Source organism: Stenotrophomonas sp. YJH_SMC_130 (assembly GCF_059369035.1).
On the sequence record NZ_JCAFSH010000007.1, the window covers coordinates 119644 to 143064 of the forward strand.

The 23421-nt window shown below is 68.0% G+C and carries 20 protein-coding genes; 19 read left to right on the top strand and 1 reads right to left on the bottom strand.

All coding sequences use genetic code 11. The annotated features are described in order from the left end of the window. Positions 1 to 43 precede the first annotated feature (43 nt). From thrA to thrC, 3 genes are read left to right on the top strand one after another with little or no spacing between them, the layout of a single operon-like run. On the top strand, positions 44 to 2548 hold the full coding sequence (gene thrA, locus AC5P5V_RS11425; RefSeq protein ID WP_134968648.1) for a bifunctional aspartate kinase/homoserine dehydrogenase I: 2505 nt from the start codon (positions 44 to 46) through the stop codon (positions 2546 to 2548). Beyond that, the gene (locus AC5P5V_RS11430) at positions 2545 to 3459 is read left to right on the top strand and encodes a homoserine kinase (protein WP_134968647.1); all 915 of its coding nucleotides are present in this window, start codon (positions 2545 to 2547) and stop codon (positions 3457 to 3459) included. The genes thrA and AC5P5V_RS11430 overlap by 4 nt, the downstream gene beginning before the upstream one ends. A gap of 29 nt (positions 3460 to 3488) precedes the next feature. Continuing rightward, entirely contained in the window at positions 3489 to 4778 is a 1290-nt protein-coding gene (gene thrC, locus AC5P5V_RS11435) for a threonine synthase (protein ID WP_134968646.1), read from the top strand. 129 nt (positions 4779 to 4907) lie between these two features. Here the strand turns inward: thrC and AC5P5V_RS11440 are convergent, their stop codons facing one another. Continuing rightward, positions 4908 to 5660, bottom strand: coding sequence for a Crp/Fnr family transcriptional regulator (locus AC5P5V_RS11440; RefSeq protein WP_005416324.1), 753 nt, complete (start codon positions 5658 to 5660; stop codon positions 4908 to 4910). 126 nt (positions 5661 to 5786) lie between these two features. On the opposite strand from AC5P5V_RS11440, the gene hisS reads away from it, so the two are divergent. The 16 genes from hisS (at position 5787) to AC5P5V_RS11520 (ending at position 23318) form a co-directional block, all read left to right on the top strand. After that, positions 5787 to 7181, top strand: coding sequence for a histidine--tRNA ligase (gene hisS, locus AC5P5V_RS11445; protein WP_134968645.1), 1395 nt, complete (start codon positions 5787 to 5789; stop codon positions 7179 to 7181). Between the two features lie 440 nt (positions 7182 to 7621). After that, the gene (locus AC5P5V_RS11450) at positions 7622 to 7930 is read left to right on the top strand and encodes a YerC/YecD family TrpR-related protein (protein ID WP_088497315.1); all 309 of its coding nucleotides are present in this window, start codon (positions 7622 to 7624) and stop codon (positions 7928 to 7930) included. 34 nt (positions 7931 to 7964) lie between these two features. Beyond that, positions 7965 to 8876: an ATP phosphoribosyltransferase gene (gene hisG / locus AC5P5V_RS11455; protein WP_049438529.1), complete on the top strand. Its 912-nt coding sequence runs from the start codon at positions 7965 to 7967 to the stop codon at positions 8874 to 8876. Further along, positions 8873 to 10168: a histidinol dehydrogenase gene (gene hisD, locus AC5P5V_RS11460; protein ID WP_134968644.1), complete on the top strand. Its 1296-nt coding sequence runs from the start codon at positions 8873 to 8875 to the stop codon at positions 10166 to 10168. Before hisG ends, hisD begins: the two co-directional genes overlap by 4 nt. Continuing rightward, positions 10165 to 11259, top strand: a complete 1095-nt coding sequence (hisC, locus tag AC5P5V_RS11465; RefSeq protein ID WP_061477832.1) for a histidinol-phosphate transaminase — start codon at positions 10165 to 10167, stop codon at positions 11257 to 11259. The genes hisD and hisC overlap by 4 nt, the downstream gene beginning before the upstream one ends. Next, positions 11256 to 12329, top strand: a complete 1074-nt coding sequence (gene hisB / locus AC5P5V_RS11470; RefSeq protein WP_061477831.1) for a bifunctional histidinol-phosphatase/imidazoleglycerol-phosphate dehydratase HisB — start codon at positions 11256 to 11258, stop codon at positions 12327 to 12329. The genes hisC and hisB overlap by 4 nt, the downstream gene beginning before the upstream one ends. Continuing rightward, positions 12326 to 12928, top strand: coding sequence for an imidazole glycerol phosphate synthase subunit HisH (hisH, locus tag AC5P5V_RS11475; RefSeq protein WP_010482586.1), 603 nt, complete (start codon positions 12326 to 12328; stop codon positions 12926 to 12928). The genes hisB and hisH overlap by 4 nt, the downstream gene beginning before the upstream one ends. Further along, positions 12925 to 13659: a 1-(5-phosphoribosyl)-5-[(5-phosphoribosylamino)methylideneamino]imidazole-4-carboxamide isomerase gene (gene hisA / locus AC5P5V_RS11480; RefSeq protein WP_061477830.1), complete on the top strand. Its 735-nt coding sequence runs from the start codon at positions 12925 to 12927 to the stop codon at positions 13657 to 13659. Before hisH ends, hisA begins: the two co-directional genes overlap by 4 nt. Beyond that, the gene (gene hisF / locus AC5P5V_RS11485; protein ID WP_134968762.1) at positions 13653 to 14429 is read left to right on the top strand and encodes an imidazole glycerol phosphate synthase subunit HisF; all 777 of its coding nucleotides are present in this window, start codon (positions 13653 to 13655) and stop codon (positions 14427 to 14429) included. The genes hisA and hisF overlap by 7 nt, the downstream gene beginning before the upstream one ends. After that, a complete protein-coding gene (hisIE, locus tag AC5P5V_RS11490; RefSeq protein ID WP_061477828.1) occupies positions 14419 to 15039 on the top strand; it encodes a bifunctional phosphoribosyl-AMP cyclohydrolase/phosphoribosyl-ATP diphosphatase HisIE in 621 nt (206 codons plus the stop codon). Before hisF ends, hisIE begins: the two co-directional genes overlap by 11 nt. Positions 15040 to 15166: 127 nt before the next feature. Then, positions 15167 to 16756, top strand: a complete 1590-nt coding sequence (locus AC5P5V_RS11495) for a calcineurin-like phosphoesterase C-terminal domain-containing protein (RefSeq protein WP_134968761.1) — start codon at positions 15167 to 15169, stop codon at positions 16754 to 16756. Between the two features lie 35 nt (positions 16757 to 16791). After that, on the top strand, positions 16792 to 17076 hold the full coding sequence (locus AC5P5V_RS11500; protein WP_005409434.1) for a hypothetical protein: 285 nt from the start codon (positions 16792 to 16794) through the stop codon (positions 17074 to 17076). A gap of 84 nt (positions 17077 to 17160) precedes the next feature. Continuing rightward, the gene (locus AC5P5V_RS11505) at positions 17161 to 18183 is read left to right on the top strand and encodes a glucokinase (RefSeq protein WP_061477826.1); all 1023 of its coding nucleotides are present in this window, start codon (positions 17161 to 17163) and stop codon (positions 18181 to 18183) included. Positions 18184 to 18234: 51 nt separating this feature from the next. After that, positions 18235 to 19233: a glycosylasparaginase gene (locus AC5P5V_RS11510; protein ID WP_134968760.1), complete on the top strand. Its 999-nt coding sequence runs from the start codon at positions 18235 to 18237 to the stop codon at positions 19231 to 19233. After that, positions 19230 to 19967: a copper homeostasis protein CutC gene (locus tag AC5P5V_RS11515; RefSeq protein WP_134968759.1), complete on the top strand. Its 738-nt coding sequence runs from the start codon at positions 19230 to 19232 to the stop codon at positions 19965 to 19967. The genes AC5P5V_RS11510 and AC5P5V_RS11515 overlap by 4 nt, the downstream gene beginning before the upstream one ends. A gap of 393 nt (positions 19968 to 20360) precedes the next feature. Further along, positions 20361 to 23318, top strand: a complete 2958-nt coding sequence (locus tag AC5P5V_RS11520) for a TonB-dependent receptor plug domain-containing protein (protein ID WP_134968758.1) — start codon at positions 20361 to 20363, stop codon at positions 23316 to 23318. The last annotated feature ends 103 nt before the right edge of the window (positions 23319 to 23421 follow it).

Consider the following 23421-nt stretch of genomic DNA (forward strand, 5'->3'; position numbering starts at 1 on the left):
AACTCGACACCTGCATGCGACGGGGCCTCCTACCGAGGTCTGCATGTCTTCCCACGCTCCCGCTCATTCCGTTGCCCCGGCCGACCTGGCTGCACCGTCCACCGTCGTGCACAAGTTCGGCGGCACCTCGGTGGCCGATGCCGAACGCTATCGCCATGTGGGCGGCCTGCTGCTGGCCCGTCCCGAATCGTTGCAGGTCACTGTTGTCTCGGCGATGAAGGGCGTCACCGACGCGCTGATCGAACTGGCCCAGCTGGCGGCCAAGGGCGATCAAGGCTGGCGCGAGGCCTGGCATGCCCTGCGCGCACGCCATCGCGGCGCTGCCGTGGCGCTGCTGGGCGAGCAGGTGGGCGAGACGGTTGAATGGATCGACGCCCGCTTCGATCAGTTGGCCGAAGTACTGGCCGCGCTGGCAGTGATCGGCGAGCTGCCGCGCGAGGTGCTGGACCGTGTGCAGGGCTTGGGCGAAGTGTTTTCCGCACAGCTGCTTGGTACCCACCTGCGCGCGCTGGGCGAAGACTGCGCGGTACTCGACGCGCGCGATGTGCTTGTGGTCGGGCATGGCGAACTCGGCGTGGATGTCGACTGGGAAGCCAGTGCCGACCGCCTGGCCAAGTGGCGCCTGCAGCATCCGCAGCCGCGCCTGGTTGCCACCGGATTCGTCGCACGCGATCGCGATGACCGCATCACCACCCTCGGCCGCAACGGCAGCGACTATTCCGGTGCGATCTTTGCCGCGCTGTTCAACGCTGACGAGCTGCACATCTGGACCGATGTCGATGGCGTGCTGTCGGCGGACCCACGGCTGGTGCCCGAGGCGGTGCAGCTGGAAGCGCTGAGCTACGACGAGGCCTGCGAACTGGCGTACTTCGGCGCCAAGGTGGTGCACCCGCAGACGATGTCGCCGGCGATCCGCCTCGGCCTGCCGATTTTCATCCGCAATACGTTCCAGCCGGCGCATCCGGGTACGCGGATCAGCGCCGAGCGCTCACCGCGCGGGCCGGTGAAGGGCCTGACCCTGAGTCCCGGCCTGGCCCTGCTGAACCTGGAAGGCACCGGCCTGATCGGCGTGCCGGGTACCGCCGAGCGCGTGTTTGCCGCCCTGCGCCAGGCGCAGGTGTCGGTGGTGATGATCTCGCAGGGTTCCTCGGAACATTCAATCTGCTGCGTGGTGCGTGCTGCCGAAGCCGGCCGTGGCCGTGATGCACTGCTGCACGCCTTTGCGCACGAGTTGTCAGCGGGACAGGTGCAGCGCGTGCAGGTCAGTGAGGGCGTCAGCGTACTGGCTGCGGTCGGTGACGGCATGGCCGGGCAGCCAGGTGTGGCGGCGCGCCTGTTCGAGGCACTGGGGCGTGCGCAGGTGAACATCCTGGCGATCGCGCAGGGCTCGTCCGAGCGCAACATCTCGGTCGCCGTGGATAGTGCCGATGCCACCCGTGCGTTGCGCGCGGCGCATGCAGGCTTCTGGCTGTCGCCGCAGACCTTCGCGGTCGGTGTGATCGGGCCCGGCAACGTTGGCGCCGCACTGCTGGATCAGTTGCTGGCCGCGCGCCCGCAGCTGCTGGCCAAGGCCAATGTGGATCTTCGCCTGCGTGCGCTGGCCTCGCGTTCGCGCATGCGTCTGGAAGTGGACGGCCTGCATGCGGACTGGCGTGAGGCCCTGCGGGACGCGGGTGAATCCAGCGACCTTGATCGTTTCACCGAGCACCTGCTGGCTGCGCACCTGCCGCATGCGGTGGTGATCGACTGCAGTGGCAGTGCCGAGGTGGCCGAGCGCTACGAGGGCTGGCTGGCGGCGGGCATCCATGTGGTCACCCCGAACAAACAGGCGGGTGCCGGGCCGCTGCCGCGCTACCAGCGCATCCGCGCCGCCGCAGCGGCCAGTGGTGCGCGCTTCCGCTACGAGGCCACGGTGGGCGCGGGCCTGCCGGTGATCACCACGCTGCGCGATCTGGTCGATACCGGTGACGAGGTGCTGGCCATCGAGGGCATCTTCTCCGGCACGCTGGCCTGGCTGTTCAACCGCTTCGATGGCAGCCAGCCGTTCTCGCAGCTGGTCGCGCAGGCGCGGTCGATGGGCTATACCGAGCCGGACCCGCGCGATGATCTGTCCGGTGTGGACGTGGCACGCAAGCTGGTGATCCTTGCACGCGAGGCCGGCCACGCGCTCAGCCTGGAACAGGTACAGGTGGAAAGCCTGGTGCCGGCACTGCTGCGCGACGGCAGCGTGGATGACTTCATGGCGCGGCTGGGCGAGTCCGACGCCAGCCTGCTGCAGCGCCTGCAGGATGCGCGGGCGCGTGGCGCGGTGCTGCGCTACGTGGCACGGCTGGGCACCGACGGCGCCTCGGTGGGCCTGCAGGAACTGCCGGCCGACCATGCCTTCGCCAACCTGCGGCTGACCGACAACGTGGTGCAGTTCCGTACCCGCCGCTACTGCGACAACCCGCTGGTGGTGCAGGGACCGGGCGCTGGACCGGAAGTGACGGCGGCGGGCGTGTTCGCCGACCTGCTGCGGGTAGCCGCTGGCGAGGGAGCACGCCTGTGATCGCACGTGCATTTGCGCCCGCCTCGGTGGCCAATGTGGCGGTGGGCTTCGACATACTGGGGCATGCCATTGCAGGCGTTGGCGATACGGTGAGCGTGCGGCGTATCGATGAGCCGGTGGTGCGCATCGAGGCCATCCGTGGCAGTGCGGTCGAACTTCCACTGGAGGCGGCCGGAAACACCGCAGGTGCGGCGTTGATGTCGCTGCGCGCAGGGCTGGGCCTGGACTTCGGCTTCGCGGTGGAGATCGACAAGGGCATTCCATTCGGCTCCGGCATGGGGGGCTCGGCAGCCTCGTGCGTCGCTGCGCTGGTTGCTGCCAACGCATTGCTGGATGCGCCACTCTCGCGCGATGCGCTGTATCCGTTTGCGCTGGATGGTGAGGCCGTGGCCAGTGGGGGCCGCCATGGTGACAACGTGGGGCCGCTGCTGCTCGGCGGGCTGGCGTTGTGCACGGCTGACCGCCTGCTGCCGATCCCTGTGCCAGCCAGTTGGCACAGCCTGCTGGTGCACCCGCACGCGGTGCTGGAAACCCGTCTGGCACGCCAGGCGCTGCAAGGCAGCTATGCGCTGGGTGAATTCGTGGCGCAGAGTGCGAATCTTGCGCTGGTGCTCAGCGGCTGCCATCGCAGCGACGCGGCGCTGGTGCGCGCTGGCCTGCGCGATGTGCTGGTGGAGCCGCGACGGGCGGGTCTGATCGGCGGCTTCGAGGTGGCTCGCGATGCGGCGTTGTCAGCCCGCGCAATGGGCGCGGGCATCTCCGGTGCCGGCCCCAGCGTATTCGCCTGGTTCGAAGATGCCGACCAGGCCCACGCTGCCGCGGCGCCGGTGCAGGCCGCATTCGCTGCTGCCGGCTTTGACAGCGATGCCTGGGTGTCGCCTCTGGATACGCCGGGAGCCCGGCTGTGCTGAATCCTTCTCCCTCTTTGGATACTGAACCCATGCAATTCGTTTCGACCCGCGGCCGGTCCCCGGCCGTTGGCCTCAGCGCGGCCATTGCTGCAGGCTTGGCGCCCGATGGTGGCCTGTACGTGCCGCAGGCACTGCCGGCGCCACGTGAGCTGGAAGCCGGTGCGACCCTGGCCGATACCGCCGCAGATCTACTGGCACCGTTCTTCGCCGGGGATGCGCTGGAGGCCGGATTACCGTCGATCTGCCGCGAGGCGTTCGACTTCCCGGTGCCGCTGCGCGCGCTCGGCGACGGTGACCACGTGCTGGAACTGTTCCATGGACCGACGGCGGCGTTCAAGGACATTGGTGCGCGTTTCCTGGCCGGTACGCTGTCGCGGCTGCAGGCCGGCAAGGACCGCGATCTGACCATCGTCGTCGCCACTTCCGGCGATACCGGCGCCGCCGTTGCCGCGGCCTTCCATCGCCAGCCAGGCGTACGCGTGGTGGTGCTGTATCCCGATGGCCGCGTGTCACCGCGCCAGGCGCACCAGCTCGGCTGCTTCGGTGACAACATCCAGGCGCTGCGCGTGGCCGGTGCCTTCGACGACTGCCAGGCCATGGTCAAGCAGGCGCTGGCCGACCGCGAACTGCAGGCACGGGTGCCGCTGAGCTCGGCCAACAGCATCAGCCTCGGTCGCCTGCTGCCGCAGATGAGTTACTACGCACATACAGCACTGAGCCACTACGCGTTGCATCGTCGCCGGCTCAACCTGGTGGTGCCGACCGGCAACCTGGGCAACGCAATGGCCGCAGTGCTGGCGCGCGCGCTGGGCGTGCCGATCGGACAGATCGTGCTGGCCACCAATGCCAACGCCGTATTGCCGGCGTACTTCAACGGTGGCGAGTACCACCCGCAGGCCAGCGTGGCGACCGTGGCCAATGCCATGGATGTGGGGGCGCCCAGCAACTTCGAGCGCCTGCGCTGGCTCTACCAGGGCGACGATGCCGAACTGCGTGCTGCCTTCCGGGCGTTTGCGGTGGATGACGTGACCATCCGGGCCACCATTGCCGCCGCGCATGCCAGCAGGGGCGAGCTGTTCTGCCCGCATACGGCTACGGCGGTGAAGGTGCTGCAGGACCTGCGCGCCCGTGGTGCCAAGGGCGACTGGGCGGTGGTGGCCACCGCGCATCCGGCCAAGTTCGAGGCCGTGGTCGAGCCGTTGATCGGCGAACCTGTGGCCGTGCCGCCGGCATTGGATGCGTTGTTGCAGCGGCCGGCACACGCCGAACCGTTGGCCGCCGATTACGCGGCGTTGCGTGAGGTGTTGGCTCCCATGTAGAGCCGAGCCATGCTCGGCTGCTGTTCGCGCACGGCGCGATGAGTCGAGCATGGCTCGACTCTACAATGCGCTTCGCGCAACACGGGTAGTGCCGGCCGCTGGCCGGCAACCCCATGAAATGCGAAATCCTCAGATCAACCCTTCACCCGCCAGCGTGCGCAGCCCGTCCTCGTCGAGGATCTCCACTACGTTCAGGTGGGGCAGGGCAATCAGCCCTTGCTGGCGCAGCTTGGTGAAGGTGCGGCTGACCGTTTCCATGGTCAGGCCCAGATGGTCGGCGATGTCGCCTCGGCCCATCGGCAGCGACACGCGCAGGCCGTCGCCGCCCAGCCTGGCTTCACGCGCGGCCAGGCGCAGCAGGAAATCAGCCAGCTTCTCGGCCGGCTGCAGGCGTGCCAGCGCCAGTGCAGCGTCCTGTGCGGCATCCAGTTCCTGGCAGGCACGCTGCAGCAGCTTGCGCTCCAGGTGCGGGAAGCGGCTGCGGAGCGCCTTCATCTGTGGCAGCGCGACGCGGCAGACACGGCTGTCGGCGATGGCTTCGATGTCGTAGCGGTGATGGTCGCTGCCGCTCAGGCCCAGGTAGTCGCCGGGCAGCACGAAGCCGTTGATCTGGCGGCGGCCGTCGGCCAGGGTGCGTACCAGGCGCAGTGCGCCGGCAGTCAATGTATAGACATGGTCGCGTTCTTCACCCGTGCGGGCCAGCGTGCTGCCCATGCTGACCTGCTGCGAAACGGTGACCTGTTCCAGCGCCTGCACTTCATCGGGCGACAGCGCCGAGCACACCGCAAGGTGGCGAACCGAGCAGTGCAGGCAGTCCAGCGTGGTGCAGGACGGCGAGGCGGGATCGTTGGTGGCGGGCGGAGCGCCGGAAGGCCGTGACATGTTGCGGGGGCGTATCGCGGGCGGGGAGGGCCTTATGATACTTCAAGCGGCCGTTCGACCCTGCCCGAGGCGGGGGCGCTAGAATGTCGCCCCCTCCCACGTCCCGTTCCAGCAGGAGTTCCGCCCGTGATCAAGCCCCGTACCCCGCCCGGCACCCTTGAACTGCTGCCGCGCGAGCAGATTGCGTTCCAGCGCATGCTGGACGTGATCCGCCGCAACTACGAGCGCTTCGGGTTCCTGCCGGTGGAGACGCCGGTGTTCGAGCTGTCCGACGTGCTGCTGACCAAGTCCGGCGGCGAGACCGAGCGCCAGGTGTACTTCGTGCAGTCCACCGGTGCGCTGGCCAATGCGGCCGAATCGGGCGACCGTTCGCTGCCGGAGATGGCGCTGCGCTTCGACCTGACCGTGCCGCTGGCACGCTACGTGGCCGAGCACGAACACGAACTCACCTTCCCGTTCCGTCGCTACCAGATGCAGCGCGTTTACCGCGGCGAGCGTGCCCAGCGCGGCCGTTTCCGCGAGTTCTACCAGTGCGACATCGACGTGATCGGCAAGGACAGCCTGAGCGTTCGCTATGATGCCGAAGTGCTGGCGGTCATCCACGCCGTGTTCTCGGAACTGCGCATCGGTGACTTCAGCATCCAGCTGAACAACCGCAAGCTCATGCGCGGCTTCTTCGAGAGCCTGGGCGTGGCCGAAGGCGAGCGCCAGCTGGCGGTGCTGCGTGAAGTGGACAAGCTGGACAAGCGCGGCGCCGATTACGTGCGCGAGACGCTGGTGGGCGAGGGCTTCAACATCCCGACCGAGCAGGTCGAGAAGATCCTGGCCTTTGTGGCCGTGCGTTCGCAGGGCCATGCCGATGCGCTGGCGCAGCTGGCCACGCTTGAAGCCGAGGGCGGCTCTTCGGAAATCCTGCGCACCGGCGTGGCCGAACTGCGCGAAGTGCTGCAGCTGGTGCAGGCGCTGGGCGTGCCGGAGAGCGCGTACTGCCTGAATTTCTCCATCGCGCGCGGCCTGGACTATTACACCGGCACCGTCTACGAGACCACGTTGACCGACCATCCGCAGATCGGCTCGATCTGCTCGGGCGGCCGCTACGAAGACCTGGCCAGCCACTACAGCAAGTCCAAGTTGCCGGGCGTGGGCATTTCCATCGGCCTGTCGCGCCTGTTCTGGCAGCTGCGCGAGGCCGGCCTGATCGATGGCATCGAGGCCAGCAGCGTGCAGGCGCTGGTGGCGCTGATGGACGAGCAGGGCATGCCGCAGTCGCTGGACATCGCCCGCCGGCTGCGCGCCGGTGGCATCAATACCGAAGTGCAGATGGAGCCGAAGAAGATCGGCAAGCAGTTCCAGTATGCCGCCAAGGCGGGCATCCGCTTCGTGGTGCTGGCCGGTGAGGACGAGCTGGCGCGCGGCGTGGTGGCGGTGAAGGACCTGGTGCGCGAGCAGCAGTTCGAAGTCTCCCGCGACGAGCTGGCCAGCACCCTGCAGGTCGAGCTGGAGCAGTCCAAGGTGATGTAACGGCCACTGGCAGCATGCAACGCTTCAAGGAAACGCCCACCAACCGGTGGGCGTTTTCGTTTCCGGGCCCCGGCCGTCCCGACAGCTCGCGGCCAACCGTCGAAGGCGGGGTGGGTCCGGTTGAGGGGGCGTGAGCCGCATAAATGCGGCGACCGAGCTTACATGGGTGAGGGCGCTTTGCTTGCGAAGCACTGCTTCGCAAGCGCCCGAACGCACAGCCGCCAGCGGCTGGGCCGGGCCCCGGAGGGGTACTTGCAGCGCCCCCCTCAAGCGGATCCATCCCGCCAACCCTCGGAAACCAGCTTTGCTGTTGCTCTGGCTCTTGCCTCTGCGGGTGCAGGGCAGCAGCCCTGCCGTACCCCAACTGACGATTTGACGCACTGCGCAAGAATGCGCTAATGTACTAACGCGCTATTACATTGATGCATGGAAACAGCCCCGTGAAAGCCCGCCCCGAGATCGCCGCCAAAGACCCGAAGGCCGACCTGGAAGCCCTGGCCCTGGCCTTTGCCGCCCTGCGCGAGCCGGAGCAGGTGGAAGCCTTCCTGCGCGATCTGTGCACGCCGGCCGAACTGGAAGCCATGGCCGACCGCTGGAAAGTGGTGCCGTTGCTGCAGCAGGGCGTGCCGTATCGCGAGATCCACGAGCGCACCGGCGTGAGCGTGACCACCACCGGACGGGTGGCGCGCACGCTCGAGCATGGCCATCGAGGCTATGCCGCTGCCATCGACCGCCTTGCTTCGCGCTGATCCGCGCCCCGTTCCGAACTTCGAGACCTCCCCCATGAGTGCAACCCAGGCAGCGCCGGCAAGAGACCGGCTGCGTATCGCCATCCAGAAGAGTGGCCGGCTGGCCGAGCCCGCCCGCAACCTGCTCAGCGCCTGTGGCCTGAGCTGGCGCGAAAGCCGTGACAAGTTGTTCTGCTACGGTGAATCGCTGCCGGTAGACCTCCTGCTGGTGCGCGACGACGACATCCCCGGCCTGATCGCTGACGGCGTCTGCGACCTCGGCATCGTCGGCCGCAATGAACTGGACGAGCAGGCCGCGGCACGCCGCCAGATCGGCCTGCCTGACGCCTATCAGGCGCTGCGCGGGCTGGGCTTCGGCCAGTGCCGGCTGATGCTGGCGGTGCCCGAGGAATGGCAGTGGCAGGGTCCGGCGCAGCTGGCCGGTACCCGCATCGCCACCAGCTACCCGGCCATCCTCACGCAGTGGCTGGCGGAGCAGGGCGTGGACGCGCAGGTGGTCGAATTGTCCGGTTCGGTGGAAATCGCCCCGCGCCTGGGTACCGCCGACCTGATCTGTGATCTGGTCTCCAGCGGTGCCACGCTGCGCGCCAACCAGTTGACCCCGGTACACAACCTGCTCGACAGCGAGGCGGTGCTGGCCGGTGCAGTAAGGGTGCCGGATGATGCACGCGCTTCGCTGCGCGCGATGCTGCTGCGCCGCCTCGATGGCGTGGTGCAGCGCCAGGACCGCAAGCTGCTGATGTTCCGCGCCAGCGAGGACCGCGTCGACGCGCTGGCGCAGTTGCTGGCCGATGCCGAGCCGCTGGTGCGGTTGCCGGCCGATGGCGGTGCGCTGCGCCTGCAGACCATGTGCCCTGGCCCGCTGAGCTGGCAGCGCATGGAGGAACTCGAGCGCGCGGGTGCGCAGGGCCTGATGGTACTGAGCGTGGAGCGGTCGCTGGCATGAACCGTCTGATCTGGTCCCGACTTGATGAGGCCGCGCGCAGCGCGGCATTGACCCGCCCGGTGCAGACCGTGGCGCAGCAGACCCGCGACGCGGTGGCGACGCTGATCGCACAGGTACGCACGCAGGGCGACGACGCGCTGCGTGCGATCACCGCACGCTTCGATGGTGTCGAACTGTCGTCCTTTGAAGTGAGCGAAGCCGAGTTCGCGGCGGCCGAGGCCGCTGTCCCCGCCGAACTGCGCCAGGCCATGGTGGACGCCGCCGAGCGCATCGCCCGCTTCCACGCCGCCGGCATGGGCAAGGGGTACGCGGTTGAAACCGCGCCGGGCGTAGTCTGCGAACGCATGCTGCGCCCGATCGGTCGGGTGGGCCTGTACGTGCCGGCCGGCAGCGCGCCGCTGCCGTCTACCGCGCTGATGCTGGGCGTTCCGGCACAGCTGGCCGGCTGCCCGCAGGTGGTGCTGTGCACGCCGCCGCGAGCCGATGGCAGCGCAGACCCGGCCGTACTTGTGGCGGCGCGGCTGACCGGCGTGCAGCGCGTGTTCAAGCTGGGCGGCGCGCAGGCGATCGCTGCCATGGCCTATGGCACCGCAAGCATTCCCGCCTGCGACAAGCTGTTCGGGCCGGGCAACACCTTCGTGACCGAAGCGAAGCAGCAGGTCGCACAGGAGGGCGCCGCCGCCATCGACATGCCGGCCGGCCCGTCGGAAGTGCTGGTGATCGCCGATGCGGGTGCCAATCCGGCGTTCGTGGCTGCCGATCTGCTGTCGCAGGCCGAGCATGGCCCGGATTCGCAGGTGCTGCTGCTGACCGACGATGCCGCGATGCTGGCGGCGGTCGAGGCCGAAGTGGAGCGGCAGGTGGCCCTGCTGCCGCGCCAGCAGATCGCGCGCCAGGCGCTGTCGGCCTCGCGCCTGATCCAGGTCGATTCGCTGGAGGAAGCCTTCGCGATCAGCAACCGCTATGCGCCGGAGCACCTGATCCTGGCACTGCGTGATCCGCGCGCGTGGCTGGACAAGGTGCAGGCGGCCGGCTCGGTGTTCCTGGGTGATTACACCCCCGAAGCACTGGGTGACTACTGCAGCGGCACCAACCACGTACTGCCCACCGCCGGTGCCGCACTTGCCTACAGCGGCGTGAGTGTTGCCAGCTTCCAGAACCTGATCAGCGTGCAGAGCGCCAGTGCCGCCGGCCTGGCCGCGATCGGCGGCTGCGCGCGCATCATCGCCAGCGCCGAAGGCCTGGATGCCCACGAGCGTGCGGTTGCATTGCGCATGGAGTCCGCCGCATGAGCGCCGCCATTGATGACGTGCTGGCACTGGTGCGCCCGGATCTGCAGGCCTTCGCCGGCTACAGCTCGGCGCGCAGTGCGGTGGTGCAGGGCGAGGTCTGGTTGAATGCCAACGAGTCGGCCTGGGCCAATCCGGCCGATGCGGCTGGCAGCAGCCGGCGCTATCCGGAGCCGCAACCGTTGGCGTTGCGCGAAGGCTTGGCGGCGCTGTACGGCGTGACGCCGCAGCAGCTGCTGGTCGGCCGCGGCAGCGACGAGGCCATTGATCTGCTGGTACGCGCGCTGTGCGTGCCGGGTCGCGATGGCGTGCTGGTCACGCCGCCGGTGTTCGGCATGTACGCCGTCTGCGCGCGCCTGCAGGGTGCCGCATTGATTGAAGTGCCGCTGGTGGACAGCGAGGATGGCCTGCGCGCCGATCTGGATGCGGTGATCGACGCGGCCAAGGCGCAGGGAGCCAAGCTGGTGTTCCTGTGCGCACCGTCGAACCCGGCCGGCAGTGACATCGCTCTGGAGGAGGTCGAGCGTGTGGCGGTTGCGCTGCGCGGGCAGGCGCTGGTGGTGGTGGACGAGGCCTATGTGGAGTACGCGCAGCGCCCGTCGGCGACCACGCTGCTGGCCGCGAACCCGAATCTGGCGGTGCTGCGCACGCTGTCGAAGGCGCACGCTCTTGCTGCCGCGCGCATTGGAACCCTGATCGCCGCACCGGAGCTGATTGCTGTGCTGCGCCGCTGCCAGGCGCCGTACCCGGTGCCGACGCCGTGCGCGGAACTGGCGGTACAGGCGCTGCAACCCGCCGCGCTGGCCCGGACCGCCGAACGCGTAGCCACGGTGATTGCCGAGCGCGAACGCCTGCGCGTGGCGCTGCTGGGCCTGCCCGGCGTGCGTCGCGTCTACCGCTCATCCGGCAACTACCTGCTGGTCCGCTTCGCCGATGCCCAGGCCGCGTTCGATACGCTGCTGGCTGCGGGCGTGGTGGTGCGTGACCAGCGCGCCGCGCCGCAGTTGGGTGATGCGCTGCGCATCAGCATCGGCAGCCCCGAAGAGAATGACCGCGTGCTTGCGACCCTGTCGGCGCGGAGGGCCGCAGCATGACCCCGATCCTGTTCATCGACCGCGACGGCACCCTCATTGAGGAGCCGTCCGATTTCCAGATCGATGCCTACGAGAAGCTGCGCTTCGTGCCGCAGGTGATCCCGGCGCTGCTGAAGCTGCGTGATGCCGGCTACCAGTTCGTGATTGTCACCAACCAGGACGGCCTGGGCAGCGACAGCTACCCGCGCGCCAGCTTCGATGGCCCGAACGACCTGATGCTGCAGATCTTCGAGAGCCAGGGCATCACCTTCCGTGACGTGCTGATCGACTGCAGCTGGCCGCAGGACAATGCGCCGACCCGCAAGCCGGGCATCGGCCTGATGACTGGCTACCTGCAGGACCGCAGCATCGACTGGGCACGCTCGGCCATGGTTGGCGACCGCATCACCGACCTGCAGTTCGCCGACAACCTCAACATCCGGGGCTTCCAGTTGCGTACCGAACAGTTCGGTGGCGAGTGGGACTGGCCGGGCATCGCGCACGCGCTGGCCGACGCGCCGCGCACCGCCGTGGTCCAGCGCAACACCAAAGAAACGAAAATCCGCGTTGAGCTGGACCTGGATCGCGCCGGTGATGCGCGCATCGCCACCGGCCTGCCGTTCTTCGACCACATGCTCGAACAGATCGGCAAGCACGGCGGCTTCGCCCTCGACATCCAGGCCGAGGGTGACCTGCACATCGACGAGCACCACACCATCGAGGACACCGGGCTGGCCCTGGGCCAGGCCCTGCGCGAGGCGCTGGGCGACAAGCGCGGCATCGGCCGCTACGGCTTCACCCTGCCGATGGACGAGACCCTGGCCAGCGCCGCGCTGGACTTCAGCGGCCGCCCGTACTTCGTGTTCGAGGGCGAGTTCAAGCGCGAGCGGGTGGGGGACATGCCGACCGAGCTGGTGCCGCATTTCTTCCGCTCGCTGTGCGATGCCAGCGGCCTGAACCTCAACCTGCAGGTGCGCGGCGACAACGATCACCACAAGGTGGAGGCCTGCTTCAAGGCGCTGGCGCGCGCACTGCGCCCGGCGCTGGCCCGGCAGGGCACGGCACTGCCGAGCACCAAGGGGGCATTGTGAGCGACGTCGCGCTGATCGATGCCGGAGGTGCCAACCTGGGCTCGGTGCGCTACGCACTGGAGCGCCTGGGCGCGACGGTGCGGCTGGTGCGCGACGCGGACGGCCTGATCGGCGCGCAGCGGGTGATCCTGCCCGGTGTCGGCGCCGCCGGTCCCGGCATGCAGCGCCTGCACGCGCAGGGCCTGGTGGAACCGCTGCAGCGGCTGGAGGTGCCGCTGATGGGCATCTGCCTCGGCATGCAATTGCTGTTCGAGCGCTCCGAGGAAGCGGGTGTGGAGACACTGGGGCTGATTCCCGGCGTGGTGCGCAAGCTGGTGCCGGCCTGCGGCATCCGCGTGCCACACATGGGCTGGAACCGGCTGCTGCCACTGCGCGAATCGCTGCTGCTGCGCGGCGTGCCGGAGCGTGCCAGCGCCTACTTCGTGCACAGCTATGCGGCGCCGCTCAATACCCACACCGTCGCTGCCTGCGACCACGGCGGCCTGTTCACTGCCGTGGTGGAGCAGGGGCGTTACTACGGCGCACAGTTCCACCCCGAGCGTTCCGGCGAAACCGGCTCGCTGATGCTGCGCAATTTCCTCGAGGGCACTGCTGCATGAGTTTCATCGTCTACCCCGCGCTGGATATCCGCGATGGCCGCGTGGTGCGGCTGCGCCAGGGCGACTACGCGCAGGAAACCTCCTACGGCGACGATCCGCTGCCGCGCGCGCAGGCGTTCGCCGCGCAGGGGGCGCAGTGGATGCATCTGGTCGACCTGGATGCTGCACGCGCCGGTGGCTATACGCTGGCGCCGCTGCTGGCGGCGATCCGCGCGCACACGCCGCTGCAGGTGCAGACCGGCGGTGGCGTGCGCGGCCGCGACGACGTGGCGCGCATCCTCGATGCCGGCGCCGGCCGCGTGGTGGTCGGTTCGCTGGCGGTGCGCCGCCCCGATGAAGTGGTGGGCTGGCTGGAGGAATTTGGCGCCGAGCGCATCACGATTGCGCTGGACGCGCGCCAGGACGCACAGGGGCAGTGGCAGCTGCCGGTGCACGGCTGGACCGAGAACGCCGGGGTGACCCTGGATGACCTGGCCCAGCGCTACGCGCGCGCTGGCATGCGCCACCTCTTGTGCACCGACATCGCCCGCGACGGCATGCTGGCCGGGCCCAATATCGGCCTCTACCAGCACCTGTCGGCATTGCTGCCAGGGGTGGCGGTGCAGGCGTCCGGCGGCATCCGTGACGTGGCCGATGTGGCCGAGGCGCGTGCCGCTGGCTGCGGCGGTGCGATCCTCGGCAAGGCGCTGCTGGAACAGCGCATGGACCTGGCGGAGGCACTGGCATGTTGAGCCGGCGCATCATTCCGTGCCTGGACGTGCGCGATGGCCGCGTGGTCAAGGGCGTGCGTTTCCGCGACCATGTCGACATGGGCGATATCGCCGAGCTGGCGCAGCGCTATCGCGACCAAGGGGCGGACGAGCTGGTGTTCTATGACATCGGCGCCAGCCCCGAGGCGCGTTCGGTCGACGTTGCCTGGATCGAGTGCATCGCGCGGCTGATCGACATTCCGTTCTGCGTGGCCGGGGGCATCGACAGCGTGGAAACCGCGCGTCGCGTGTTGTTCGCCGGTGCCGACAAGGTGTCGATCAACTCCCCCGCGCTGGGCCGCCCGGAACTGATCACTGAACTGGCCGACGAGTTCGGCGTGCAATGCGTGGTGGTCGGTGTCGATTCGGTGCGCGAAGCGGATGGCCAATGGCGGGTGCGCCGCTTCAGCGGAGACCCGGACAAGACCCAGGCGGTGCCACTGCGCACCCTGGACTGGATTGTCGAGGTGCAACGTCGGGGCGCCGGTGAGATCGTGCTGAACTGCATGGACAGCGATGGCGTGCGCCGCGGCTACGATGTCGCACAGTTGCAGCAGGCGAGGGCCCTGTGCCAGGTGCCACTGATCGCCTCCGGTGGCGCCGGTGCGATGGAGCACTTCGCCGAAGCCTTTGACCAGGCCGACGTCGATGGTGCGCTGGCGGCGAGCGTGTTCCACAGCGGCGGCATCGCCATTCCAGAATTGAAGCGCTACCTGCGCGGACAGCAGATCGAGGTGCGGGATGTCTATTGAAGTCAGGCCTTCGTTGGACGCATTGCAGGCACTGGACTGGGGCAAGGGTGACGGCTTGCTGCCGGCCGTGGTGCAGGATGCCGATACCCTGCAGGTGCTGATGCTGGGCTATGTCAGCGCAGAATCGCTGGCGGCCACGCTGGCCATCGGCCACATGACTTTCTTCAGCCGCAGCAAGCAGCGGTTGTGGACCAAGGGCGAGCAGTCCGGCAACGTGCTGGTGGTGCAATCGATCAGCGTCGACTGTGACGCCGACACGCTGCTGGTGATGGCACGCCCGGCGGGGCCGACCTGCCACACGGGTGCGGAGAGCTGTTTCGACCAGGCGCCGAAGGACTTCCTGGGCGGGCTGGGCCAGTTGGTCGCGATGCGTGAGGCGCAGCGCCCGCCGGGCAGCTATACGACCCGCCTGTTCGAGGGCGGCATCCGCCGCATCGCACAGAAGGTGGGTGAGGAGGGGGTGGAGACCGCACTGGCGGCGGTTGCGCAGGATGACGAGGCACTGCTCGGTGAGGCTTCGGACCTGCTGTACCACCTGCTGGTACTGCTGCGCGCGCGCGGTCTGTCGCTGGACGATGCGCGGGCGGTGCTGGAAAAACGCCATCGTTGAAGAAGGCGTGCGGAGCAGCGCTCCGCACCTACCTGTAGAGCCAAGCCATGCTCGGCTGTTTTTCTTGAATGCAGCCGAGCGTGGCTCGGCTCTACAATACCGCGTCTCTTTCTGCCGGATGCCTCCCATGAAACTGCCTGCCGCCTGGCTGTGCTGCCTGTTGCTGACCTCGCCGGCCTGGGCTGCGGGCACCGTGGTCACCGGCAAGGTCTATCTGGAGCGTGACGGCAAGCCGGGCCGCGGTGCGACCGATCCGGGCCTGGCCGGGGTGCAGGTCTCCAACGGCGAGGCCATCGTCAAGACCGCCGCCGACGGCAGCTACAGCCTGCCGGTGCGTGATGGCCAGACCGTGTTCGTGATCAAGCCCGATGCGTATTCGTTCCCGAAGGCGGCAGACGGCCTGCCTTCGTTCTGGCGCCATTTCCGCCCGAACGGCTCGCCGGCGCTGAAGTACGGCGGCATCGCCGCCACCAGCGATGTCACCCGCAACTGGGATTTCGCGCTGCAGCCGGATCGCCGTGACAGCCGTCGCGGCTTCCAGATGCTGGTCTTCACCGACTCCCAGACCGCCAGCCTGAAGGACATCGGCTACTACCAGCAGTCGATCGTGTCGCCGCTGGTCGGCCAGACCAAGGCGCGCATGGGCACCACCCTGGGTGACATCGTCAACGACGATCTGACCCTGTATCCGGCAATCAACAAGGTCACTACGTCGCTGGGCGTGCCGTGGTTCCATGTGCCGGGCAATCACGACCTCGATTTCGATGCAGCCAGCGACGAGCATTCGCTGGACAGCTGGCGCAACATCTACGGCCCGGATACCTACGCGGTGGAAGAGGGCGGTGCCAGTTTCGTGTTCCTCGACGACGTGGTGTATGACCCCAACGCAAGGCCGAAGTATGTCGGTGGCCTGCGCGAAGACCAGTTCGCTTTCCTTGCCAGCTACCTGAAGGGCCTGCACAAGGACCGCCTGCTGGTGCTGGGCATGCACATCCCGCTGTTCGACGCCGCGCCGGGGCGCGAGACCTTCCGTCATGCTGACCGCCAGCGCCTGTTCGACCTGCTGAAGGACTTCCGCAACGTGCTGGTGCTCAGTGGCCACAGCCACACCCAGCAGCACGTCTACCACGGCAAGGCCGACGGCTGGAACGGTGACAAGCCGCTGCACGAATACAACGTCGGTGCCAACTGCGGCGCGTTCTGGTCGGGGGTGAAGGACGCCGCCGGCGTGCCGGACAGCACCATGAGTGATGGCACGCCAAAGGGCTACGCGTTGCTGGACGTCGCCGCCAATGGCAGTTACAAGCTGCAGTACCGCGCTGCGGGCAAGCCGGCCAGCGAGCAGATCGGCCTGCATGCGCCGAAGGTGCTGCGCCAGGGGGCCTATCCGGCGTGGGGTGTCTACGCCAACGTCTACATGGGCGAGGACGCCAGCGTGGTCGAGTACCGCGTCGATGGCGGTGCCTGGCAGCCGATGAAGCAGGTCAGCCAGCCCGACCCGCGCCTGATGGTGGAGAACGTGGCCGATGATCTGGCCAGCAGCCTGCGTGGCTATGACCGCTCGCCGGAGGCCACCGCGTCGCCGCACCTGTGGCGTGGCGCGCTGCCGACCGACCTGGCCGTGGGCAGCCACAAGGTCGAAGTACGCTCTACCCAGCCTGATGGTGCAGTGTTCACCGCCACCACCCGCTACAGCCTGCAGACGGCCCAGCCCTGATCCCCCGCATCTCCGCTCCAGCGAAAGGACCCCGCATGGATATCCGCTTCATGGCCGGCACCACGCCAGTCACCCTCAGCCGCCACTGGTTCACCGGTGCGATGCTGCTGCAGAGCGCCACCGAGAAGGTCTGGGTGCAGCATCCGCTGCATCCGGGCACCCACTTCTCGTTCTCGCTGGTACAGTCGTGGCTGCGCCACATCGCCGGCCATGAGGTGCTGGTCGAGCGCACCCGGCCGCTGTTGTTCGCCGGCTTCCGCCCGCAGCGCCTGCGCGTGCTGGTGGATGGCGTGCAGGTGGCCGAACAGGAAGGCATGTAGGCCAACCTGAACCGCCGGCGCGCTAGGCAAAGCCGCCCCGATGCCTGAGAATCGGGGCGATTCAATCGATCCAAGCAGGCCAGCGTGACCATCGCAGCAGCGTCCCCGGTTTCCACCGACTCCGCCCGCGGCGGTCTTCCGCGCAGTCTCGTTGTCGCCGATGTCGGCGGCACTTTCGCCCGTTTGGCGCTGGCTGAAACGCAACCCGGCCAGGCACCACTGCTGGGCAGCCATCGCACCTATGCCTGCGCCGAGCATCCCAGCCTGGCCGCGATCCTGGCCGATTTCACCGCTGGCCTCGGCCAGCCGGTACAGGCCGCCGTGGTCGCCATCGCCGGACTGCTCGATGGCGATGTGTTGATCAATTCCAACCTGCCGTGGACGGTCTCGCTGTCGGCCACGCGGCTGCAGTCCGGGCTGCATGAGTTGCAGCTGATCAATGATTTTGAAGCGGTGGCGTTGGCCATTCCCTACCTGCAGCCTGACACCCTGGTGCCGCTCAATGGCGATGCTGACCCGGCGCAGGCGTTCCCGGCGCTGGTGCTGGGCGCCGGTACCGGTCTGGGTGCAGCATTGCGCTTTGCCGACGGCGAGCGTCCGGTGCTGGCCAGCGAGATCGGCCATGCCGCGCTCGGCGCCGGCAACGCGCTGGAACTGCAGGTGCTGGACAAGCTGCTGCAGCGCTGGCCGCACGTGGACAACGAGCGCGTGCTGTCCGGCAGTGGCCTGATGAACCTGTATCCGTGTCTGTGCGAACTGCGTGGCGTCACTCCGGTGTGGAGCAGTACCGAGGCACTGATCGGTGCCGCACGCAGCGGTGAGGATGCGCTGGCGGTGGAAACGCTGCAGGTGTTCTGTGCCTGGCTGGGCAGCCTGGCCGGCGACGCAGCGATCGCGGTGGGTGCGCGTTCGGTGTACCTGGCCGGGGGCATTTCTGCGCATGTGCAGGATTTCCTGGCCGATGGTCGCTTCCGTGAGCGCTTCCTCAACAAGGGCGTGCTGACCGAGGTGCTGCGCCAGGTGCCGGTATGGCGCGTGGAGCATGGCCAGCTGGGCGTTCTCGGCGCAGCGGTCTGGTACGCCGCACGGCAGCCCACACACGACTGATCGGCGTGGCCGGCATCGGGCCGGCCGTGCATTGCAGACTGGGAGGGGAAGATGGTGGATCGCAGGCAGTTCCTGCAGGCCGGCGCACTGGCCGCAGGCATGGTGGCCTTGCCGGGCGTGCAGGCGCGCACGCAGGGTGGGGCCAGGGTGGTTTCGACCTGGGACTTCGGCGTGCCGGCCAACCAGGCCGCATGGAAGGTGCTGTCGCAGGGTGGCAGCGCACTGGATGCAGTTGAAGCCGGTGCACGCTGGGCCGAGAGCGAGCTGTGCAACCCCACCGTCGGCCATTGCGGCAACCCGGATCGCGACGGCGTGCTGAGCCTGGATGCGAGCATCATGGATGGCGATGGCCGTTGTGGCGCGGTGGCCGCGCTGGTCGACATCCTGCATCCGGTGTCGGTGGCCCGCAAAGTGATGGAAAACAGCCCGCACGTGCTGCTGGTGGGCGAGGGCGCGCAGCAGTTCGCGGTGCAGCAGGGTTTCGAGCGCAGGCACCTGCTCACGCCGCAGGCCGAAGCGGCCTGGCGCGAGTGGCTGAAGACCGAGAAGTATCAGCCGCAGATCAATGCCGAGCGCCGTGGTATTCCCGGCAACAGCGACAACCACGACACCATCGGCATGCTGGCGTTGGATGCCAAGGGCCATCTTGCAGGTGCCTGCACCACCAGCGGCATGGCCTGGAAGCTGCACGGCCGGGTCGGCGACAGCCCGATCATCGGTGCCGGCCTGTATGTCGACAACGAAGTGGGTGCGGCCACCGCGTCGGGCGTGGGTGAGGAGATGATCCGCAACGCCGCCTCGTTCCTGGTGGTCGAGCTGATGCGCCAGGGGCGCTCGCCGGCCCAGGCCTGCCGCGAGGCAATCGACCGTGTGGTGCGCAAGCGGCCGGAGGCGAGCAAGACCCTGCAGGTGTGCTTCCTGGCCATGAACAAGCAGGGCGAGGTGGGCGCCTACGCGTTGCATCGCGGCTTCGTCTACGCCGTGTGCGATGCGCAGCGCCAGGATGACCTGCGCGATTCGCCGTCGATCTATGCGAGCACTCAGGCGTGAGCACGCGGCTGACCCTGGAGATCGCCAGCAACTCGCTGGCCTCGGCGCTGGCCGCGCAGGCCGGCGGTGCCGACCGCATCGAACTGTTCGAGAACCTGGCCGAGGGTGGCACCACGCCGTCGTTTGCCACCATCGCGATCGCCCGCGAACGCCTGTCGATTCCGCTGTTCGTGCTGGTGCGCCCGCGCCCGGGCGACTTCCACTACGACGCATTGGAAACCGAACTGATGCTGCGTGACATCGCGCAGTGCCGCGCGCTGGGCTGCGATGGCGTGGTGATCGGTGCGCTGGATGTGCAGGGCGGTATCGACCTGGCGTTGTGCCGTGAACTGGTGCAGGCCGCCGGGCCGCTGCAGGTGACTTTCCATCGTGCCTTCGACGCGGCCCGCGACCTGTCGGCGGCGCTGGAGCAGGTGATCGGACTGGGTTGCCAGCGCGTGCTGACCTCGGGCGGCCAGGTTAGCGCCGAGGCCGGTGCCGATCTGCTGGCGGCGCTGGTCACCCAAGCGGCCGGGCGTATCACGGTGATGGCAGGTGCCGGATTGGCCCCGGGCAACATCGCAACCGTCGCGCGGCAGACGGGCTGTACCGAACTGCACGCGTCCGCAAAAGGCCTGCGCCGCTCGGCCATGCAGTTCCAGAACCCGGCCCTGCGCGGCCTGGACCCGGACTGGAGCCAGACCGCCACCGCGACCGTGGCCGCGCTGCGGCAGGCGCTGGACGGCGCAAGGTAGCCCGCTTCTGCTGTAGAGCCGAGCCAACGCTCGGCTGCGCTTTGCGGCAAACGACATCAGCCGAGCACGGGCTCGGCTCTACAGTCGCACGCGACGACGCGGACAAAACCGTTCCGCGCGCGGTTGTCGCGATCGTGTCATTGACGTGTGCGCTGTTCTCTCAGCGATGTTTCGCAACCCTTTGATTGTTCTTGATACCTGCGCCTGATAGCGGCATTGCGTAGGGTGTTGCTGCATCGCCGCATGCCCGGCGCGGTTCAGCTGTGCTTTAGTTTGGATCGATCCACAGGGGAGGGGGCTGGGACGGTCGTGAACCGATCCCGGCACCCGGATCAGCCGTCGTGCTACGCCACCACCTGTCCGTGCGTCCACACTTTCCAAGAGCAACCACCCATGGCTCAGTCCGTTCGCAAGCGTCGTCACCTGCTGTCCCAGGCACTGGTCCTGGCCCTGTTGCCCCTGGCTGCGGGTGCACAGGAAGCGGCCAGTTCGTCCACCAAGGACTTGGATGCGGTCACCGTTACCGGTTCGCGCATCAAGCGCGCCGCGGTCGAAGGCCCGGCCCCGGTCAACGTGATCACCGCGCAGCAGATCCAGAAAGAGGGCTTCGTCAGCGTGTATGACGCGCTGAAGACGCTCACCGAAGCAACCGGGACCGTCGAAGCCGCCTCGCAATGGGGTTCGCACACGCCCAATGCCAGCGGGCTGAACCTGCGCGGCATGGGCCCGAACCGCTCGCTGCTGCTGGTCAACGGCCGTCGCGTGGCCGATTACCCTCTGCCGTATGGCGGTGAAACCAATTTCTCCAACTACGGCAACATTCCGGCCGCAGCGGTCGAGCGCATCGAAGTACTGACCGGCGGCGCCTCGGCCATCTACGGTTCGGATGCGATCGCCGGCGTGGTCAATGTCATCCTCAAGACCAACTACGACGGCGACGAAGTGCGCGTGCGCGGCGGTACTTCCACCGAAGGCGGGCGCGACACCTGGGACCTGTCATGGGCCGGCGGCAAGACGGGTGACAACTGGAGCGTGACCTATGCGCTGCAATACACCAAGCGCGATCCGTTGTTCGGCCGCGACCGCCCGCAGATGGACGATGCCGATGATGCGCCGTATGCGTCCTGGAACATGGAGCAGCGCAAGGTCGGCTTCCGCCCCACCTCGGGCCTGGCCTTGATCGATCCGACGACGGGCCAGCGCCTGGCGCCACCCGCCGGCACCTGCGAGAAGTTCGACGGTGAGTACTACACGGCCGATCGACTGGTCTACAACTACGCCGCCAACCGCATCACCAACACCGGCCGCCTGTGCGGCATGAGCGCCGACTACGCCAACTGGCTGCTGACCGGTGGTGCCGAGAACGTGTCCGGCAACCTGTATGCCACCTTCGATTTCAGCAGCGACCTGCAGGCCTGGACCAACCTGGCGGTGTACCGCTCCGAAGCGATCTGGGGCACCAACCCGCCCAGCGTCTCGCTGATCGACGACGACAACGGCTATTACTGGGATGCCAACCGCAACCGCCCGATCCTGGGCGTGCGCCAGTTCACCCCGAACGAAGTCGGCGGCCTGGACACCCTGCGCAACACCAACCGCGAGCTGTCATGGGACTGGAGCGCGGGCCTGCGTGGCCGCCTTGCCGACCGCTTCGACTGGAGCGCCACGGTGGGGCGTTCCTACTATCGCGTGGAAGAACGGCAGAACGTGGTGGACGAGCAGAAGTCGTACGACTTCTTCCTCGGCCCGCGCCTGGGCACCACCGCTGACGGCGAGGCGATCTATGCGTTGAACGAATCGCGCTGGTGGAACCCGCTGACGCCTGACCAGTACTGGCAGATGGGCACGGTGGCCAGGAACCGCGCGTCATCGTGGGTCAACCAGGCCTCGGCGGACATCACCGGCGAGCTGTTCCAGGGCTGGGCCGGCCCGATCTCGTTCGCCGCCGTGGCCGAAGTCGCGCAGCAGGGCTATCACCTCAGCCCGGACCCGCGCGCCGGCATCGACTTCGATCTGCAGAACGTCGATCGCGGTGGCGGCGAGCGCACCCGTTACTCGGCCGGCGTCGAGTTCAAGATCCCGCTGCTGGAGAGCGTGACGGCCACCGCGGCGGCCCGCTACGACCGCTACGGCAACTACAAGGCCGATGACAGCAGTGAAGCGCTGGATATCGGCAGCCAGAAGGAGACCACCTGGAACGTCGGCCTGGAATGGCGCCCGGTCGAATCGCTGCTGGTGCGTGGCTCGTACGCCACCAGTTTCCACGCGCCGGACATGCACTACCTCCTGGGCCAGCCGAGCAGTTCCGAAGTGCAGACCTATGACCGCCTGCGCTGCATCCAGAGCGGGGCCTACCTGGTCAACAACTGCGGCGTGGGCAACACCGATGTCTGGTACACCTTCGACGTGAACCGGCGTGGCACGCCGCTGCTGCGTTCGGAAACCGGCGATTCGTGGACGGTCGGCTTCGTGTGGGACGTGATGCCCAACCTGTCGGTCAGCGCCGATTACTGGGCGATCAAGCTGGAAGACATGATCGTCGACGTCGGCGCCGACGAGGTGCTGGCCAGCGAGGCCGGCTGCCTGACCGGCAAGAACATCGATGGCACGCCGTGGGCCAATCCGGCCGGTGGCGACTATTGCGCCGGCATCCTGGCCCGCGTGAACCGCGACAGCAGCGGCCGCCTGGTATCGATCGAGCGCGGCCCGTTCAACCTGGCCAGCCGGGAAGTGCGCGGCATCGACCTGACTGCACGCTATCGCCTGGAAACCGCGCAGTGGGGCAGCTTCCAGCTGGGCCTGAACTACACCAACCAGATCTCGACCAAGGAACAGCGCTACGCCAACGACCCGAACCCGGAACGCCGCGACCGGGACCTGCGCAGCAAGCTGCGCGCGAGCCTGGCCTGGCAGCGCGGCAACTGGAACGCCAACGTCTATGCCGACCGCGTGGGTTCGGTGCCGGGCGTGCGCTACCACTGGGGCACCGATCGCCTGGACAACCCCGGTGGCTGCCTGCCGTTCGCCGACGGCTACGTGCCCAGTGACAGCCCGTCGCTGAACTGCCTGGAACCGGCACAGCTGCCGGATGGCTCGGTGAACCCGAACCCCAACGCGGGCCAGCAGACCTCGCGCTACTTCGGCCGGGTCGGGCCGTTCATCACCTGGAACGTCAACGTGGGTTACCAGGTGACCGAGCACGCCAAGGTCAATGTCTACGTCAACAACGTGTTCAATTCGGCCAGCTGGAACCACAAGGACCCGTACAAGCTGGACTATGACTTCGCCCCGACCCGGTTGCTGAGCGCGGTCGGCCGCGAGTTCGCATTGGAGTATGTGTTCACCTTCTGAGGAGACCGACCTCCGCCGCTAGATCCACGCCATGCGTGGATGCGGAAACGGGACGCCGGGGGCGGCGCTCCCTTCAGGCATGCGGACAGGCTGGATTTGACCT

Excerpts from the sequence above, each read along its gene's own strand:
- thrA (WP_134968648.1), top strand. The coding sequence starts at position 44 with ATGTCTTCCCACGCTCCCGCTCATTCCGTTGCCCCGGCCGACCTGGCT.
- thrC (WP_134968646.1), top strand. The coding sequence starts at position 3,489 with ATGCAATTCGTTTCGACCCGCGGCCGGTCCCCGGCCGTTGGCCTCAGC.
- AC5P5V_RS11440 (WP_005416324.1), bottom strand. The coding sequence starts at position 5,660 with ATGTCACGGCCTTCCGGCGCTCCGCCCGCCACCAACGATCCCGCCTCG.
- hisG (WP_049438529.1), top strand. The coding sequence starts at position 7,965 with ATGAGTGCAACCCAGGCAGCGCCGGCAAGAGACCGGCTGCGTATCGCC.
- hisD (WP_134968644.1), top strand. The coding sequence starts at position 8,873 with ATGAACCGTCTGATCTGGTCCCGACTTGATGAGGCCGCGCGCAGCGCG.
- hisC (WP_061477832.1), top strand. The coding sequence starts at position 10,165 with ATGAGCGCCGCCATTGATGACGTGCTGGCACTGGTGCGCCCGGATCTG.
- hisB (WP_061477831.1), top strand. The coding sequence starts at position 11,256 with ATGACCCCGATCCTGTTCATCGACCGCGACGGCACCCTCATTGAGGAG.
- hisA (WP_061477830.1), top strand. The coding sequence starts at position 12,925 with ATGAGTTTCATCGTCTACCCCGCGCTGGATATCCGCGATGGCCGCGTG.
- hisF (WP_134968762.1), top strand. The coding sequence starts at position 13,653 with ATGTTGAGCCGGCGCATCATTCCGTGCCTGGACGTGCGCGATGGCCGC.
- hisIE (WP_061477828.1), top strand. The coding sequence starts at position 14,419 with ATGTCTATTGAAGTCAGGCCTTCGTTGGACGCATTGCAGGCACTGGAC.
- AC5P5V_RS11495 (WP_134968761.1), top strand. The coding sequence starts at position 15,167 with ATGAAACTGCCTGCCGCCTGGCTGTGCTGCCTGTTGCTGACCTCGCCG.
- AC5P5V_RS11500 (WP_005409434.1), top strand. The coding sequence starts at position 16,792 with ATGGATATCCGCTTCATGGCCGGCACCACGCCAGTCACCCTCAGCCGC.
- AC5P5V_RS11510 (WP_134968760.1), top strand. The coding sequence starts at position 18,235 with ATGGTGGATCGCAGGCAGTTCCTGCAGGCCGGCGCACTGGCCGCAGGC.
- AC5P5V_RS11520 (WP_134968758.1), top strand. The coding sequence starts at position 20,361 with ATGGCTCAGTCCGTTCGCAAGCGTCGTCACCTGCTGTCCCAGGCACTG.